Origin of the sequence: Acinetobacter soli, from assembly GCF_018139125.1 — a bacterium.
In the GTDB taxonomy this organism is placed as follows: Bacteria; Pseudomonadota; Gammaproteobacteria; order Pseudomonadales; family Moraxellaceae; genus Acinetobacter; species Acinetobacter soli.
This window is the reverse complement of sequence record NZ_CP073241.1, coordinates 864,842-881,634: the sequence shown is the minus strand read 5'-3', so window position 1 is coordinate 881,634 and position 16,793 is coordinate 864,842. Positions and strand designations below refer to the sequence as shown.

General features: G+C 41.9%; 15 protein-coding genes. 5 read left to right on the top strand and 10 right to left on the bottom strand.

Annotation, left to right across the window (positions count from 1 at the left end):
- Positions 1-3: 3 nt before the first annotated feature.
- The 6 genes from KCV09_RS03960 to KCV09_RS03935 all read right to left on the bottom strand — a co-directional run bounded on the left by KCV09_RS03960 (position 4) and on the right by KCV09_RS03935 (position 7,377).
- Positions 4-1,062: a TerY-C metal binding domain-containing protein gene (locus KCV09_RS03960; RefSeq protein WP_212515570.1), complete on the bottom strand. Its 1,059-nt coding sequence runs from the start codon at positions 1,060-1,062 to the stop codon at positions 4-6.
- Positions 1,063-1,096: 34 nt separating this feature from the next.
- Positions 1,097-1,732 carry a vWA domain-containing protein gene (locus KCV09_RS03955; RefSeq protein ID WP_212515569.1) on the bottom strand — a complete coding sequence of 212 codons (636 nt, stop codon included), beginning with the start codon at positions 1,730-1,732 and terminating at the stop codon, positions 1,097-1,099.
- A gap of 37 nt (positions 1,733-1,769) precedes the next feature.
- Positions 1,770-2,411: a TerD family protein gene (locus KCV09_RS03950; protein WP_212515568.1), complete on the bottom strand. Its 642-nt coding sequence runs from the start codon at positions 2,409-2,411 to the stop codon at positions 1,770-1,772.
- Positions 2,412-2,445: 34 nt separating this feature from the next.
- On the bottom strand, positions 2,446-3,084 hold the full coding sequence (locus tag KCV09_RS03945; protein ID WP_212515567.1) for a vWA domain-containing protein: 639 nt from the start codon (positions 3,082-3,084) through the stop codon (positions 2,446-2,448).
- Positions 3,085-3,579: 495 nt separating this feature from the next.
- Positions 3,580-5,736, bottom strand: a complete 2,157-nt coding sequence (gene dnaX / locus KCV09_RS03940) for a DNA polymerase III subunit gamma/tau (RefSeq protein WP_212515566.1) — start codon at positions 5,734-5,736, stop codon at positions 3,580-3,582.
- Between the two features lie 138 nt (positions 5,737-5,874).
- Positions 5,875-7,377, bottom strand: a complete 1,503-nt coding sequence (locus KCV09_RS03935) for a SmvA family efflux MFS transporter (protein WP_212515565.1) — start codon at positions 7,375-7,377, stop codon at positions 5,875-5,877.
- A 116-nt stretch (positions 7,378-7,493) separates the two neighbouring features.
- On the opposite strand from KCV09_RS03935, the gene KCV09_RS03930 reads away from it, so the two are divergent.
- Entirely contained in the window at positions 7,494-8,090 is a 597-nt protein-coding gene (locus KCV09_RS03930; RefSeq protein ID WP_171499305.1) for a TetR family transcriptional regulator, read from the top strand.
- Here the strand turns inward: KCV09_RS03930 and KCV09_RS03925 are convergent.
- The 3 genes from KCV09_RS03925 to KCV09_RS03915 all read right to left on the bottom strand — a co-directional run bounded on the left by KCV09_RS03925 (position 8,087) and on the right by KCV09_RS03915 (position 11,746).
- On the bottom strand, positions 8,087-9,349 hold the full coding sequence (locus KCV09_RS03925; RefSeq protein ID WP_212515564.1) for a serine hydrolase domain-containing protein: 1,263 nt from the start codon (positions 9,347-9,349) through the stop codon (positions 8,087-8,089). The genes KCV09_RS03930 and KCV09_RS03925 overlap by 4 nt on opposite strands.
- Before the next feature lie 66 nt (positions 9,350-9,415).
- Positions 9,416-10,270, bottom strand: coding sequence for a MaoC family dehydratase (locus KCV09_RS03920; protein WP_212515563.1), 855 nt, complete (start codon positions 10,268-10,270; stop codon positions 9,416-9,418).
- A gap of 84 nt (positions 10,271-10,354) precedes the next feature.
- Entirely contained in the window at positions 10,355-11,746 is a 1,392-nt protein-coding gene (locus KCV09_RS03915; protein WP_212515562.1) for a 3-oxoacyl-ACP reductase, read from the bottom strand.
- Between the two features lie 240 nt (positions 11,747-11,986).
- Here KCV09_RS03915 and KCV09_RS03910 point away from each other — a divergent pair, with 240 nt between their 5' ends.
- Complete coding sequence (locus KCV09_RS03910; RefSeq protein ID WP_004937311.1) at positions 11,987-13,546, top strand: acetyl-CoA C-acetyltransferase; 1,560 nt, start codon at positions 11,987-11,989, stop codon at positions 13,544-13,546.
- Between the two features lie 34 nt (positions 13,547-13,580).
- Here the strand turns inward: KCV09_RS03910 and aceI are convergent, their stop codons facing one another.
- Positions 13,581-14,009: a chlorhexidine efflux PACE transporter AceI gene (aceI, locus tag KCV09_RS03905; RefSeq protein WP_004937309.1), complete on the bottom strand. Its 429-nt coding sequence runs from the start codon at positions 14,007-14,009 to the stop codon at positions 13,581-13,583.
- A gap of 87 nt (positions 14,010-14,096) precedes the next feature.
- Between aceI and aceR the strand changes: the two genes are divergently transcribed.
- The 3 genes from aceR (at position 14,097) to leuE (ending at position 16,777) form a co-directional block, all read left to right on the top strand.
- A complete protein-coding gene (aceR, locus tag KCV09_RS03900) occupies positions 14,097-14,990 on the top strand; it encodes an HTH-type transcriptional regulator AceR (protein WP_048763090.1) in 894 nt (297 codons plus the stop codon).
- Positions 14,991-15,064: 74 nt separating this feature from the next.
- Positions 15,065-16,054 (top strand): transaldolase, encoded by a 990-nt coding sequence (gene tal / locus KCV09_RS03895; protein ID WP_151808726.1) that lies wholly within the window; start codon positions 15,065-15,067, stop codon positions 16,052-16,054.
- 72 nt (positions 16,055-16,126) lie between these two features.
- On the top strand, positions 16,127-16,777 hold the full coding sequence (leuE, locus tag KCV09_RS03890; protein WP_088458489.1) for a leucine efflux protein LeuE: 651 nt from the start codon (positions 16,127-16,129) through the stop codon (positions 16,775-16,777).
- Positions 16,778-16,793: the final 16 nt, after the last annotated feature.

Sequence of the window (16,793 nt, the reverse complement as noted above, 5' to 3'; positions counted from 1 at the left end):
TTGTTAACCACGTCCTCGTTGCACATCGAAGCCATCCATTCCACCATAACCAAAACTGACTTGGCGGCGACACCATGGGCAAGTCACATCCTCGCTAAAACCGTCATAGCACATCAATTGGCCACAACCACACATGGCAAAAGCTGTTTCAGCCAAACAATGTGGGCATTCTGGAGTACCTTGTAATAGCGTGGTATTGACCTGCTGCTGATGTTGGGTTTGATCAGACCAAGTAAAATAATCCTCATCAATCTTGCAGCATTCGGTTAATTGAAAATAATATAAATTCAGGTTGATATTTAAATCTTGAGGCGCTTGATATTGAATTTCACGCTCAAATTTCATTAGATAAGGTCGATTCAGCTTGCCACAGCGCCCCACAAAAGTAACACAATTTTCATCCATCAAGATTTTCTTGGCGGGCAAATCCTTGACCAGACGCATATAACGCTCATCAATTGGCGGTAAATGATCTTGTTGCTGTCCATCCCCAATACTTTTACTTTGTGCAACCACAGAAGCACTAATCCATTGGAAAAATTTTTTAAAGTCTTGTTCATTCAACTCATCAAAAGCAATACAGTGCTCTGTTAGTTGCTTGAGCGTTGCATAATCAACGTTTTTACCCATTCCTAAGGCAATCAGCGTACAGCGTCTTGCATATTTCTTTTGCCAACGGTAAATCGCATCTTTACATTCATCAGTCGGACGACCATCTGTAAACAAATAGACGATTGGCTTCCAATCCCCTTTAGTTTGTTCCGTTGTTTTAATCAAATGACGATCAAATTCATTCATCAAATGTTCCAAGGCTTTACCTAAATGTGTTCCGCCACCCAAAGGTAATTTCGCGGGGTAATAAGCAAACACTTCAACTAACGGAACTAAGGTTCGAACAATCCCTGCAAAGGCAATAACGGAAACATAGACGGTTTCCAAGGCATATGGATCTTGACGTAATTGTTGCATAATCAACTGGATGCCTTGTTGCATCTGTTGAATATTTTGCCCCGCCATCGACTCAGAACAATCCAATACGAAAAAAACAGGTAAACGGCGCATCTTCTGATTATCCTTAATGTATTCTTTATTTTATTTACAACACCAATTGCACTTCCGGCGGCGGTGGCGGCAATGAAACAGATCCTGAAATCCCTGCACTACTGCTTCCCACCACAACACTGGCAGACACCCACTTGAAGAATCCTGCAAAAGAGGCCGCATCCATGGTATCCAATACCACGACTTTATCGGTCAGTTGTAGAAGATGGTCCTGCTTGGCTTTTGGCCCAGCGGCACAGGCAACAATACTGGCAAAATTTAACTGTTGTATGACAGGAATCGCTTGTTGGTAAGCATAGACATCAGACGGCGAGCCGTCAGTCATCATAAACAATAGTGGACGCCAATCCCCTTTGACCTCATCGGTACTTTTCTGCAATTGCTGAGTAACTTGCTCAGCCAACAACTCAAGTGCAGCGCCCATAAAAGTTGCACCTGCACTCGGCACATCGATATCAGTAAGCTGTACTTGATCCAAAGGCGTTAAAGGCAAATAAACCTTCACCTCCAAATCAAAGGTGATAATACTTAAATGCACGCTCTCCAACGCATAAGGGTCTTGGCGCAATGCACTCAACATGGACTGTAAGCCGACGTTCACCGAATGAATTGGCTCACCTCGCATCGATCCTGAGGTATCTAATAAAATATAAACGGGTAAACGGCGCATGTTGTTCTAAACCTTTCTTTAGCCGAAAATCAAATTTTTAAGCATATTGTTTTAACCATTCTACGAATGAATCAGATTGGGATGCCTGTCCTACTGCATTAAATTTCCATCCAACTGATTCACGGACAAGTTCAGCAAACAATAATGAACGCTGATGATCATATTGCCCCGTGCCCGACAAATCGAAACGGACCATTTCCTTGCCTGTGGTATCAACGGCACGGATAAATGCATTTTTAACTTGCCCAAAATGTTGGTTATTTTCTGCGGCTTTATAAATTTGCACCACAAAAACCACTTTTTGGTATTGTTGATTCAGGTCATTGAGCTTCACGATAATCTGTTCATCATCGCCATCGCCCGCACCTGTACGGTTATCACCGGTTAACCAAATATGTCCAGAAGAATGCCTTTGATTATTGAAAAAGATAACATCACTATTTTCTAAGGTGGCATTACCGTGCGTATCTCGCCCTAGATTATTCACCTTGCCATTGCTCCCCACAAGGAATGCAATTACATCCAGATCATATTCAGCGCTATTACCACCAAATAATCCACCAAGAAAGCCTTTTTTCTGTTCCTGAATATCCCAACCTAAACCAATCGTTACTTGAGACAAATTATTTTCAGTTTTACTTAAACTTATGCCTTGACCTTTATTTAAACTCACAGCCATGATTTTACCCTCTTATTTAATTTGTGTTTTGCTTTTATAGTACGATGTTGACTTCAGGTGGTGGGGGTGGCAAATCGCCCAAACCCGAGACTTCTTTTTGTCCTGCATCCACTTTCTGGCTACCAGTTGAAATACTGGCAGAAACCCATTTAAAAAAAGCTTTAATTGTATTTGAATCTGCCGTTGCTAACTCAACAACAACTTCAGTGATTTGTTTTAAAATTGAAGTATCGGCGCCATGTCCTGCTGCACAGGCCACAATTACTCCTGTTCTCACTTGTTGTAAACGCTGCAAACCTTTTGGCCAATCATCTGTAGGCACCCCATCAGTCATAATGAAAATCAAAGGTTTCCAATCGCCTTTAACATCAACTGTGGTTTTCGCTACTTCCTGTTCAATTTTATCGGCTAACAACGCTAAAGCACCACCCAATGCTGTAGTACCTGTAACTTGGAAATCTGGCGCTTGGAAAATAGCCAACTCAGTTAAAGGAACTAACTGTTTGGCTTGGCTGTCGAAACTAATTAAAGACAAATAAGCCGTTTCCAATGCATAAGGATCTTGACGTAACGTCGAAAGTAAAATTTGCACCCCATTTTTGACAGCTTCTATAGGCTCACCATGCATAGAACCTGAGGTATCAAGTAATAAATAAACTGGTAAACGACGCATTATTTTTTTCCGTAATTTATATTATTAATAGTAGTATCATTCTTACCATATTTTTCTTTACTGAACCATATTAAATAGACTGAACTGTATATTTTTTTGACATCAAGTTCCAATTTAATTTAAAAAAATTTAATAAATCCAAATACTAATTAATCTATATCTATTTTTTGGGAGCGAGGAACATGCAGACCTATAGGTATTCTAAACAGATACATAAATTTTTAAAAACTTTTCCAATCAATCACATACACTTCAACTTATCTTAAGAAAATTTTCACGATGACCAATACTCATTTTAAACTCCTGTATAAATATAAATCTTGCTTATGATAAGTTTCGCTGATGATTTTTCATGCTTGGTCGACACGGTATCCTAATTTTTACCAACACATTATCACTGTTAATTTATTGGAATACTCATATATATTAAATAGAGATTTTAATTAAATTTTTTTAAAAAAATAGGCCCGCAAGCCTATTCTAAAATAATAGTATTTACTTCAATTGAATACTCTGTAATTGACCATCGAAAGTATCTAGTAGTGATTTCACCACCTTGTTTTCACTCATCAAGGATACCGCACGTTGGAAAGCTTTTTCTTTACGCTCTGACTGTTTGATAAACGGCGTAATTGAGGCCACTTCACCATATTGCACTTTAAACTGTGTGTTTGGCCAACGAGTGATCAACTCAGATTCAAGCGCATGTTGTAACTGAGACAACATCCCTTCATATTGCTGAGGAATAATAAAGATACTGGTGCCATCAATTTGCCCAGTCATCAATCCATATTGAGCGAGCTCTTGCACTGCAGGTGAAAGTTGACTGCCTCTAAACCAAAACTCCCATTTTTCAAGTGTCCACTCACCTTCAAGTACCTGTTCTTGAAGTTTCAAAATGTCTTGAGGCATTAGGTTATTAGGCTCAAGCGCTTCACTACTCACATCCGCGTTAATTCCATGGGCTTGAAGAGGTTCATTTTCTAGCACTGGCTCAATGTTGCTTAGGTTTGACTCTTCAACGGCAAGCGCAGAAGTGTCTTCAATAGGCTGACCAAATAAATCAGTAGATACATCGGACGCTACATCAGTTAAGGTTTGTGAATTTGGTTGTTCGAGATTTACCTCTGGCTGAAGCTCAGTTTCCACTGGAAAAAGCGACATATCTTGTACGCTCAGTGCGGGCTCAACTGTGCTAGGTTCTAGACCGATTAATCCATCTGTTTCAATATCAAAAACCAAAACATCTGAATTTTCAGGTTCAGTTATTAGAGTTTGCTCAGAAACTGTATGATTGAGCACCACGTCATCCGACTCAACGTCGAGCGCTGGTTCTTCGAAATGCTCTGGTATTGGTGTTGGCTCTGCTTGAGCTGACGGCGTTTCAGTTAAGTGCTGTTCATGACTTTCATCAACTGCTTCTAATTCTTGTATATATTGCTTAGATTCTAAGGCGGTATGTGTATGAACATTTGGTTCATCCGTTTCGGCTGAAACAGTGGTCGTACTGTGTGTAGAATGCTCCAGAGTGGTAGGTGCAGATTCGTGCACCACAATTTCATCGAGGGCCAATGGGCGAAACGCCAACAGGCGTAGTACACACATCTCGAAACCCTGCTCCTGAGTCACCGCGAGCTGAAGTTCGGCACGTCCTTTACAGGCGATTTGGTAATACAGCTGCAAATCTTGTGCAGATACAGTTTTCGACAGTGCAAGTATTTTTTGATTAATTTCGTCGCTATATTTTAAGCTTAGCTCAGGCAAATACTGAAGCAATGCCAGCTCGTGTAATGTCGAAATCAATTGATCTAGCACTAACGATACATCGAGCGCTTGTTGTCGAAATTGCATTAATAATTGACTGACACGCTGCGGGGCATTTTGATGGATTGCCAGAATCAGATCATAAATAATAGTACGATCAATCAACCCTAGCATTTCTTTAACATCTCGATGCTGAATTTCACCCTGACCGTAGGCAATCGCCTGATCGGTCAGTGACAAAGCATCACGTAAAGAACCTTGCGCCGATTCAGCAATTTGCCAAATAGCGTCTTTTTCCGCTGAAATATCTTCTTTGGTTAAAATTTCGGTCAAATGCGATGTAATCTCATCGACTGCCAGCGGGCGCAAAGTAAATTGTAAGCATCTTGAAATCACCGTGATCGGAAGCTTTTGCGGATCGGTGGTGGCAAATAAGAATTTGACGTGTTCAGGTGGCTCTTCAAGTGTTTTGAGCAAGGCATTAAATGAATGCGTCGATAACATATGCACTTCATCAATCAAGTACACCTTAAAGCGCCCTTGAGTCGGTGCGTACGGAACATTATCCAGCAGCTCTCGAGTGTCTTCTACTTTGGTTCGAGAAGCAGCATCGATCTCGATCAAATCAATAAACCGGCCTTCATTTACAGCCTTACAGGTCGTACAAACTTCACATGGTGTAGAGGTAATGCCAGTTTCACAGTTTAAACACTTCGCCAGAATACGGGCAATTGTAGTTTTACCTACGCCACGTGTTCCGGTAAATAAGTAGGCATGATGCAAGCGGCCACGTTCAAGCGCACTCGTAAGCGCACGAGACACATGATTTTGACCCACGAGTTCGATAAAGTTTCGTGGACGATATTTTCTGGCCAGTACTTGATACATGGATGCTCCTTGGTTTGCCCATAAGCATACTGTTTTTTTGAACGTTAGTGAATGAATAAGCACAATATCCGTTCAGAGTTGCTTTAAAGTGCAGCAGTTGCTCGGCGTATTTAAAGACGCTTATGGGCAGCAGAGAATTTACTCTGATATTTTGTGTGGTACTACAGTTGCTGTTTTGGGCAAGGTTATCCATACAAAAACAGATAAAATCACGAACATCACGCCTGCAATACTCAGCACAATACTATGCGATGCAGTAAATGCATTTGCAGCCGCAGCCATTACATCATGTGCCAAAGTAGGTTCGAGCATCTTTACTGCTTGAACTGCCTCTCCAACCGAAGCTGACGCTGTTTCTACCCACTGTATAGGCAGATTTTCTGGTAAAACGATTGCACGCGTGTAGAAAAATGACAGCATAAGGCCAAAAATTGCAATGCCTAATCCGGCTCCTAACTCGTAGGCCATACCCTCAATTGCACCCGCCGCAGTGGCTTTATGAGGTGGGACAGAAGACATAATTGCTGCCGTAGAAGAAAGTAGTGCAATTTCAACGCTAATTCCCATTATCACCATCCAAGCCCAAGCTTGCATATGTTGTGTATCAAAGTTGATTGACGCTAGACCAAAAAAACTAAACCCACATGACAGCATTCCGAGTGTTGCCACTGGCCTTAAACCATAACGGTTCATCAAAACACTGGCAAAAGGCCCACCCACACTAATTGCCACCATAAACGGTACAATAAACAAACCGGCCTCAAGGGGTGAATAGCCATACACAAATTGCAACTCTTGCGAAAGCAGTAGTTCAAATCCGACTAACGCAATCATGGCCACCATCGCCATGATGACACTGGTTGAAATCACCGGATGCTTAAATAAGTGTACATCAATCATCGGCGCTGGCGTTTTTAGTTGATGACGAATAAAGCCAGTAATGAGTACAAAACCTGCAAGCATGACCATAAAAATTGTCATGCTTGGTGCATGCATCGCAGTTTTGGCGGCATAAATTAATGTCAAAATAGCCACCACCAAGATCAACGCCTGAAATAGATTCAGGGCTTGTTTGTGTTGTATGTGCTGTTTAGGCACCCAAAAAGCCGTGAGTAGAATCACTGTAATAATAATTGGAACGTTGATTAAAAATACTGCGCCCCAAGAGAAATGCTCCAGTATAAAGCCGCCGAGCAATGGTCCAAATGCAGCACCTCCTCCTCCGACTGTTCCCCAGATACCTAGCGCATAATTACGCTGTTTTTCATCTAGAAATGTGGTTCTTAATCCTGAGAGCGTGGCAGGTAAAATCATAGCTGCACCTAAGCCCAAAAGCGCCCGTGCTACTATTAGCAATGCTGCAGAATTTGCAAAAGCAGCCAGTAAAGATGCAAGACCAAAAATGGAAGCCCCGACCAGCATGAGGCGCTTAAATCCAATTCGATCGCCTAACGCCCCCATTGGTAAAATTAAACCTGCCATAATGAGTGAATAAATATCAATCACCCACAGCATTTGCGTGCTCGTGAGCGCCAAATCTGCACTAAGCGTTGGAATAGCGACATGCAATACTGTTGCATCAATCGATACTGGTAAATAAATAAGGACGATGATCGCCAAGATCATCCATTTGCGGTACATAACTCACCCAAATTAAAGTTGGACACTTGTTCAAGTTGATCTTATTATATTCAAACTTGAACATATGTCCAACTTTATTTATGATAAGACTTGTATGTTTCACCACTATGGATGTCATGAATTATTTAAATCGAGAAGAAAGACGCGCCATGATTTTAAGTGCCGCAAAACAGGTTGCCCTACAAGATGGACTAAGTGGATTAACGGTTCGACGCGTGGCTGCTGAGGCGCAGGTTTCTACAGGTCAAGTTCATCATCATTTTCAGTCTAGCTCTCACTTAAAAGCCGAGGTTTTTGTCGAACTGATGGATCAGCTTAATGAAATTGAAGATGGCATCGAAACCAGTAATCAAATGGCACGAATTCGCTTGATCTTAGGTTATGAAGATAGTGAACAGACTCAGGCATATCTCAGATTGTGGAACGAAGCTGAAGTATTGATGCAACAAGATGAACAGATCCGCTTGGCCTATCAACTGACCATGCAGCACTGGCATGCAGCACTGATAAAAGAAATCCAAACAGGTGTTATGCTTAAACAATTCAAAGATTTAACCATGCCCCAAATTCATGAAGTGGCATGGCGTCTGATTGCATTTGTTTGTGGGCTAGACGGTATATTTAAAATTGGCTTGCAAGGTTTTGAAGAAAGCTCCTTTAAACATCATGTACAGATTATGCTGGACTATGAGTTACTGGCTTCAAAACATTAAAACCAGCCTTTTTTACCCTTTAAAAATAAATCCGCACAGCGTAAGGTTTCTTGAGTCAAACTCCACAAGCGATAATCCCCTGTAATTGATCCGATTTTGAAATTATGAACATATGCGAAACTGAGATTGCGTTCTGGATCACACCATGCACCAGAACCGTTATAGCCAATGTGTCCAAATCCATGTTTGGCTCGCTTCCCCAGTGTAATTACGCGGTGATAACCTAATCGCCAATGCATTGGTATTGGCATGACCTTGTCTCTAGAAAAACTTTGAATTGTGCTGAGCTGTTTAAAAACCGCAGGTTTGATCAGTGTTTTATCTTCAAAACGGCCTTGATTAGCCAGCATTGCATACATCTTACTTAGGCTATTTGCAGTAAAAGCACCATTAGCTGCCGGAATGACGGCTTGTAAACCTTCATCACTAAAAAAACTGAAATGACGCATTCCTTTAGGCATCATGGCGTCCTGAAAATCTTGCGGGTTTTGGCCTGTCCATGTCACCAATTTATCCATTACACTCGTTTTCTTTTGCTGGTGAGATGTTTTGTGTATTGGCGTTCCGACTTTTTCTACAGACTTTACTGGCGCAATGAGTCGTGCCACACGCGAAAGTTCAGAAACTGGTACGCCAAAATAAGCACCATCTAATTTCAACGGCTCGACTAGATATTTTTGCATCAAGTCTGGAAGTGTCGCCCCTGTTGCCTTTTCTAGCACCCCGCCTACCAGCCAACCAAATGTTAATGCCTGATAAGCTTGAGCATGGGTCGCTGTAAATCGAGGTGCTGTGCTTTCAAAGACTTCTAGCATATGCGGCCAGTCCAGCATTTCACTGGCATCTTGGATTATATTTCGAATATCGTATAAACCGCTTTGATGACTCAGAACATCCCTTAAGCTAATCTTTTGCTTGTTCTGCTGAGCAAATTCAGGCCAGTAATAGGCAATTGGTCGGTCATATTCTAAATAACCCTCACTCACGAGAATATGTGCCAAAGTTGAAAGTACGCCTTTACCAGTTGAGTAACTGACAGAAAGCGTATTGGCATCCCACAACTCATCACGAGATTTTTTACCCGTAAAAATATCGACAACTTTTTGTGTTCCGAAATACACGGCGAGTGCCGCTCCCCCTTGATTAGTTCGGGCATCTTGTAAACGACTAAAATGCACTGCCAGATCGTGGAATCGCTCATCTAGAATACCGTGATAATTTTGAGTATCGGCTGAGAAATATTGAGTTAGTGTATTCACTGTATGTCCCTATTTTTATTATTGTTACATTCCCGGCACATCACGATATGTACCGGGAAGAATTGTTTAAAGGCTTTTCACTTGGCCTGAAACATGTGGCTTTTGAGAACGCTGATTCCGAATCAAGAAATCGGTTTCAGAAGGATTTGATGCCGTTAAAAACTCAACGGTCGATGGCAAAAATAGCGGCAACTTAAACCAAACATCTGCTTCATAGGCCGAAGGTAAATCAATACTGGCCAAAGCACGTGCTTTGCTCCACATGCCGTGAGCAATTGCTTGCTTAAAGCCAAATGCCTTTGCTGTCATCGCATGAATATGGATCAGATTATAATCACCCGAGATTTTGGCATAGCGGCGCCCTGTGTTTTCAGCAACCGTCCAGACATCTTGAACTTCATAATCAGGTAATTGAGCTTCTTTGGTTTTTTCGGCTGTACTACTTGATGTTTTTTGACGAGAAAGATAAGTCGTGATTCCTTCCATCACCGTCTCTGCTCCCACCTTTACAGTGGTAATAAATTCAAATTCCAGGCCTTTATCGTGTGGCTGAATATCGCCAAATCGACATGAAAGACTCAGTGCTTCATTAACGCCAATTGGACGAGTTTGCTTGATCTGATTACGAATATGCACCAAACCCAGAATCGCAAAAGGAAAGTTTTCTGTCGTCATCATGTGCATTTGCAAACTTTGTGACAACACAGCCAAATAGATTGCCGGAATTGTATCGTCGCTTTTAAATCCACAGACTTGATTGTAATCATTTAAATGATCTTGATCGATTCGAAAGGAGTCGACAACATATTCCACTTTAGGCAATACACGCTCGCCTTTGGGTTTTTTAAATACCAAACCTTGTATGACTTTCGGATAAGCCAAATAGGCTTTCGGCAGTTGACTAAAATGACGCGTATTCATAACGAACCTTTTCATTAAAATGTATTTGTTTTTAAGTCTGTGTTTATGAAAAAGGGATGTTCTTACATCCCTCTTTAACCCTCATTATGCACCGAGCAGACTCTGACCACAAACCCGAACGACATTTCCATTCAGACCAGTGGATGCACTTGATGCAAACCATGCGATTGTCTCGGCAACATCAACAGGTAAGCCCCCCTGATTCATCGAGTTCATACGGCGCCCAGCCTCACGGATAGCAAACGGAATAGCGGCTGTCATTTGTGTTTCGATAAATCCTGGCGCCACTGCATTGATGGTGATTCCATTTTTCAAAATTGGTGCAGTAAATTTAACCAAACCAATCACGCCAGCCTTAGACGCTGCGTAATTGGTCTGACCCAAGTTACCCGCAATCCCGCTGATTGAAGAAACACAGACAATTCGACCATTTGCATTCAAGCCATCATTTTCGAGTAAATAGTCGTTGATTCGCTCTGCTGCGCTCAGATTAATATTGATTACCAAGTCCCAAAGTTCTGGTTTCATGTTGGCCAGCGTTTTGTCGCGAGTAATACCTGCATTGTGCACAATAATATCAAGGCCGCCATTTTTTTGTGCAGCCGCTTTTATTTTTTCGCCTGCATCGGCTGCCGTAATATCAAGCCCGAGAGCAGAACCAGAGATATCGGCAGCAACCCGGTCTAAATCAGCCTGTTGCTGTGGCACATCAAGGCAAATGACATGCGCACCATCACGTGCCAAAATATGGGCAATCGCTTCACCAATCCCACGGCTTGCTCCCGTCACCAAAGCAGTTTTACCTGCAAGTGGCTTGTTCCAGTCAACTTTTACCACTTCTGCTTTAGAAATACGAATCACCTGACCAGATACATAAGCAGATCGCGGCGAAAGTAAGAAACGCAATGTAGACTCAAGATTGTTGGCTGCACCGTCATCAACATAAACCAGTTGCGCAGTGATTCCTTTTTTAAACTCTTTTCCTACAGATTTTACAAAGCCTTCAAGAGCTCGCTGCGCAATCGCCTGTTTCACCGTTTTGGCAGACTCCGGTGTGGTCGCCACGACAATCACACGACCTGAACCTTCGATTTGACGGGCAATCGGATTAAAAAATTTATGTAACTCGTTTAATTGTTCTGAGTTTTGAATTCCTGATGCATCAAAAATAACGGCTTTAAATCGAGATTCTTTATCTCCAGAATTAAAAGCACGTAAGTTTAAGCCCACTTGTGCAGCAGCCTGCTGAATATCGGTATTGTTGCCTGCATAACTGTCTGCATGAATGGTACTGAGCACATTGGCGATAGCAGAAGATAAAACACCTTCAGGTGCTGCACCAATCAATACAGCACCACGAATCACTGGCTGACCTTGCTCGAAACGATCCAATACCACGGGCGATGGCAAGCCGAGATTCTTCACAACGAATTTACCGATTGGCGATTGAGTAAATGCTTGGTATTGATCAATCATCTTAATAATCTCTCATGCAAATTAATTTTTAAACATGTTCACAAGCTACGCGTTCCACATCATTGTGTTGTAAAGGTGTTAGCTCGATCGCATTGTGGATTTGAATAAAATAATACTTGAGTTAATCTTGATATGTGTTGACCCGAATACAATCTACAATGTCATTCTAGTCAATACAGGTCTATTTTAATTATGTTAATGTACCGTCAATAACATCATAATCATGCTTGGAAAAGCCTTATGAGTAAAACAACTCCAGAAAAATCGGCAGTCGAAAACTCTACTCAGGATGATGTGTCAAATACATCAAAACCGAAAGCGCGAAGCACCTCGCAAACACGTCGTACCAGTCGAACCTCATCTGCGGCTGACTCGTCGACAGCTAAAAAAAGTACTGAAGCGACAGCAAAGCCAAAGCGTGCCAGTTCACGTGCTAAAACCGCTTCGGCAGGTACACAAGCCAAATCTTCTGCAAATACTTCAACATCTAAAAAAACGTCTGCTCAACAGGATCGCATCATGAGCCAAACTTCTATCCGTCGCGTCGCCATTATTGGTGGTAATCGTATTCCATTTGCACGTTCTAACGGTGCGTATTTTAAAGCGTCCAACATTGACATGCTGACTGCTGCACTCAATGGTTTAGTTGAACGCTATAAGCTTCAAGGCACACGTGTGGGCGAAGTGGTTGCAGGCGCTGTTTTAAAGCATAGCCGTGACTTTAATATGACCCGTGAATGCGTACTTAATACTCAATTGGCTCCTGAAACACCAGCTTACGATTTACAACAGGCTTGTGGCACTGGCTTGCAGGCAGCTTTTGCTGTGGCAAATAAAATCGCGTTGGGTCAGATTGAGGTCGGTATTGCGGGCGGTGTAGATACCACATCCGATGCCCCGATTGCATTTGGTGATGGCTTACGTAAGGCTTTACTTGAGCTCAACATTGCCAAAACAGCGAAAGATCGTTTAAAGGCATTGGCTAAAATCAACATTAAAGACTTGATGGATGCTCCTAAAAACGGTGAGCCTCGCACTGGGCTGTCCATGGGAGATCATGCGGCCATTACCGCACTTGAATGGGGCATCGAACGCCAGGCTCAAGATGAACTTGCCGCCTCTTCACATCATAAAATGGCCAAAGCCTACGATGCCGGTTTCTTTGACGATCTGATCACACCGTTTATGGGTTTAACGCGTGACAATAACTTACGCCCAGATTCATCAGTAGAAAAACTGGCCAAACTTAAACCTGTATTTGGCAAGGGCGAAACCGCCACCATGACTGCGGGTAACTCGACGCCACTCACAGACGGTGCATCTGTAGTTTTGCTGGCATCCGAAGAATGGGCAAAAGCCAACGGTCATGAAGTACTGGCTTATTTAAGCTTTTCAGAAACTGCGGCCGTTGATTTTGTGGGTAAAAAAGAAGGCTTACTCATGGCACCGGCTTATGCTGTTCCTCGTATGCTTGAACGCGCTGGTCTGAAATTACAAGATTTTGATTACTACGAGATTCATGAAGCCTTTGCATCTCAAGTGCTTTCGACCCTTAAAGCATGGGAAGATCCAAAATTCTGTAAAGAACGTTTAGGTCTTGATGCTCCTTTAGGCTCGATTGACCGTAGCAAACTGAACATTCATGGTTCTTCATTGGCTGCTGGACATCCATTTGCCGCAACGGGTGGACGCATCTTGGCGACTGCAGCGAAAATCTTGAATCAGAAAGGTTCTGGCAAAATTCTAGTGTCGATTTGTGCCGCAGGCGGTCAAGGCGTTGTCGCGATCGTTGAAAAATAAGCATAAAAAAAGCGCCTACAACAGGCGCTTTTTTTTACGATGAATGCTGCGGTGCATAACCTAAGCGTTTCTCAATCGCGTCATAGCACCACTGAAAAATAAAGGTATACACCAAAATACACAAGGTCAGACCTAAATCTAAAATAAATGCATCGAGCAGGCTTAACTGCATCATATAAGCAATCATTGGAATCGTAGCAATGAGAAGTCCACCCTCAAACCCGATCGCATGCAATATACGCACACCAACTGTCCGCTTCCATTGTAACCGATGTTCAACTTTCTCAAAATAATGGTTGAAAATCATATTCCAGATGACCGACGTCACCGCCATAAAAATACCGAGCATTCCGGTTACTTCCATCGGCATATCAAAAATAAAGCTTAATGCAATCGCAATGATGACCAACAAGATCCCTTCATAGCTAAATGCATGAACAAGTCTTCTTTTGGAAATCAACATTTCTAAACACTCTTTTATTTGGATAGATTGCATTTTATTTTTATAATTCTGATAAATCTAATTAGGTTCTTTCAACTTTTCTGACAGATGAATATTAATCAAGAACAACTCATCATTTTTCAAAGCGTCATGGAAACCGGTTCATTTTCAGCAGCAGCCAGAAAATTGGGCAAGGTTCCATCCGCGGTAAGTATGTCGATTGCCAATATGGAAATTGACCTCAACTTAAATTTGTTTGAACGTAAAGGACGCGAACCAGTTCCTACACCTCAGGCACATGTTTTATATGAAAAATCAGCACAGCTCTTAATTGAGATGAATCAATGGAAGCAACATGCGTTTGCCTTAAGTACCGGTTTGGAATCGGCACTGAATATTGTGATTGTGTCTGAACTATTACACACGCATTGGGTCGACTATATACGGCTGATTGAACAAAAATTTCCGACTTTACAAATTAATATTATCTCAGCGCCTCAAGAAGATGCTCTGGCCATGCTACTCGATCAAAGCGCGCAACTGGCTTTTATGTTTGAACGTGAACACTTAGACCATCGTGAACAATTTGTAGAAATTAAAAAAGAAGCACTGGTTGCTGTCGCTGCAAATGAACACTGTTTGGCGCAACTTGATCAGGTCAGTTTCAAAGATCTGGTGCAGCAGCGGCAAATTGTGGTGGCAAGTCGTGATAGTAAAATCAAACCCGAACTGTTATTTTCCAAGCAGTATTGGCGTACAGATAACCATCACTCGGCCTGTATGATGATTTTAGGTGAGCTGGGCTGGGGTGTATTACCTAGTGAAATGTTTATTGAAAATCCAAAGCTATCTAATCAATTAAAAATATTAAATATTTTAGATTTCACGCCTAAATTTGAATATTATATCGATTTGGTTTGGAGCCGCGAAAGTAGTCTTGGCGTGGCTGCACATTATCTGATTGATCACTTGCAATTGCAGAGAAAACGAGCAAAAGATTAAATAGTCATTGGGTTCACGCAAGATTATGCTATAACTAAATGCATCCGAATTCTTATATAAAGACGCTTGAAACAATGACACAATCTGCCCTCGATCAATTAAAAAAATGGACTACAGTGGTTGCTGATAGTAGTGATCTTGATGCAATTCAAAAATTTCGTCCTTTGGATGCAACCACAAATCCCTCCCTGATTACGGCTGCCGCCAGCATTCCTGACAATAAAGCGTTGATTGAAGCCGCGTTTGATCAAGCCAAGCAAGAAGGCTATCAAAATGATGAACTTATTGAACGTACCATTGATATTTTGACTGTTAAGTTTGGTGTTGAAATTTTAAAACTTATCGAAGGTCGTGTCTCTACCGAGGTCGATGCTTCGTTGTCTTACGATACCGAAGCAACAATTGCAAAAGCGCGTGAACTTTCTGCCTTGTACCATCAGTATGGTATCGATCAGTCTCGCGTACTGATCAAGATTGCATCTACTTGGCAAGGCATTCAGGCAGCCAAAGTTTTAGAAGCTGAAGGCATTGCGTGTAATCTTACCTTACTGTTTGGTTTACATCAGGCACAAGCCTGTGCAGATGCCAATGTAACGCTCATTTCGCCTTTTGTTGGACGCATTTTAGACTGGTACAAAAAAGCTGAAAATGTCGATCACTACCCAATCGAACAAGATCCGGGTGTGCTTTCAGTTAAGAAAATTTATAACTACTACAAGCAACAAGGTATCAAAACTCAAGTCATGGGCGCGAGTTTCCGTAGTACCGATCAGGTACTTGGCCTTGCTGGTAGTGATTTACTGACCATTGCCCCTGCACTTTTGGCTCAGCTTGAATCGTATACCCGTGAAATTAAGCCAGCACTCACAATTGAAGCCGCGCAGGCAGCAGATCCAGTCGAACGCTCTGCACAAACCGAACAAAGCTTTAGAGAAGAGCTTGAACATGACTTAATGGCATTTCAATTACTTCAAGGCGGTATCGATGGCTTTATCAAAGCACGTGAACAGTTGACTCACCTATTGCGTCAATCATTTGGAATCGATGCTGAAATTCAAGCCTAATAGGTGAATATTCACATAATTTGACCAGTTTTTGTTATAGTACAAAAACTGGTTTTTTATGGACTTCGTGTTGTGTTGGGGATCACGGATTTAACAACCTATATCATAGGGACGCTTTTTATAGTTCTTTTGCCGGGGCCAAATTCCCTATATGTGATGTCCATTGCATCACGTTACGGTATTCAAACTGGATATCGAGGCGCAATGGGTATTGTCACAGGCGATGCAATTTTAATTTTGTGTACAGTTCTAGGCGCAGCGTCGTTGATGCATGCTTTTCCCTGGATTTTTACAACGCTTAAAGTGATAGGGGCAGCATATCTGTCTTACTTAGGCTTTAAGCTGCTTCAAGCCAGCTATCTACGTTATAAAAATCGTCATATTTCAGTGCCTGAAATGACTGACCTACCAAAACTCGATCAGATTCACCCTTATCGAACTGCGCTGAGTATCAGCCTGCTCAATCCCAAAGCGATCTTGTTCTTTTTGTCTTTTTTTATCCAGTTTGTAGATCCGGATTATCCCTATCCGGCGATTAGCTTTATTGCTCTTGCAATTATTTTACAATGCATTAGCTTAGGCTATTTAACGGCGCTAATTTTTTCAGGTGTTCGACTTTCTGATTTTTTTAAATCAAAACATAAAACATCCGCTATCTGCATTGCTCTGGTAGGTGTGCTGTTTTTTGGTTTTGGGCTGAGGCTTGCCACATCAACATTGTAATCTTTGAACCTATTTT

Bases quoted from the DNA above. Each gene is read 5' to 3' on its own strand.
- KCV09_RS03920 (WP_212515563.1), bottom strand. From the start codon at position 10,270: ATGAATACGCGTCATTTTAGTCAACTGCCGAAAGCCTATTTGGCTTAT.
- KCV09_RS03950 (WP_212515568.1), bottom strand. From the start codon at position 2,411: ATGGCTGTGAGTTTAAATAAAGGTCAAGGCATAAGTTTAAGTAAAACT.
- KCV09_RS03955 (WP_212515569.1), bottom strand. From the start codon at position 1,732: ATGCGCCGTTTACCCGTTTATATTTTATTAGATACCTCAGGATCGATG.
- KCV09_RS03935 (WP_212515565.1), bottom strand. From the start codon at position 7,377: ATGTACCGCAAATGGATGATCTTGGCGATCATCGTCCTTATTTATTTA.
- KCV09_RS03915 (WP_212515562.1), bottom strand. From the start codon at position 11,746: ATGATTGATCAATACCAAGCATTTACTCAATCGCCAATCGGTAAATTC.
- aceR (WP_048763090.1), top strand. From the start codon at position 14,097: ATGAATATTAATCAAGAACAACTCATCATTTTTCAAAGCGTCATGGAA.
- dnaX (WP_212515566.1), bottom strand. From the start codon at position 5,736: ATGTATCAAGTACTGGCCAGAAAATATCGTCCACGAAACTTTATCGAA.
- tal (WP_151808726.1), top strand. From the start codon at position 15,065: ATGACACAATCTGCCCTCGATCAATTAAAAAAATGGACTACAGTGGTT.
- aceI (WP_004937309.1), bottom strand. From the start codon at position 14,009: ATGTTGATTTCCAAAAGAAGACTTGTTCATGCATTTAGCTATGAAGGG.
- KCV09_RS03930 (WP_171499305.1), top strand. From the start codon at position 7,494: ATGAATTATTTAAATCGAGAAGAAAGACGCGCCATGATTTTAAGTGCC.
- KCV09_RS03960 (WP_212515570.1), bottom strand. From the start codon at position 1,062: ATGCGCCGTTTACCTGTTTTTTTCGTATTGGATTGTTCTGAGTCGATG.
- KCV09_RS03910 (WP_004937311.1), top strand. From the start codon at position 11,987: ATGAGTAAAACAACTCCAGAAAAATCGGCAGTCGAAAACTCTACTCAG.
- KCV09_RS03945 (WP_212515567.1), bottom strand. From the start codon at position 3,084: ATGCGTCGTTTACCAGTTTATTTATTACTTGATACCTCAGGTTCTATG.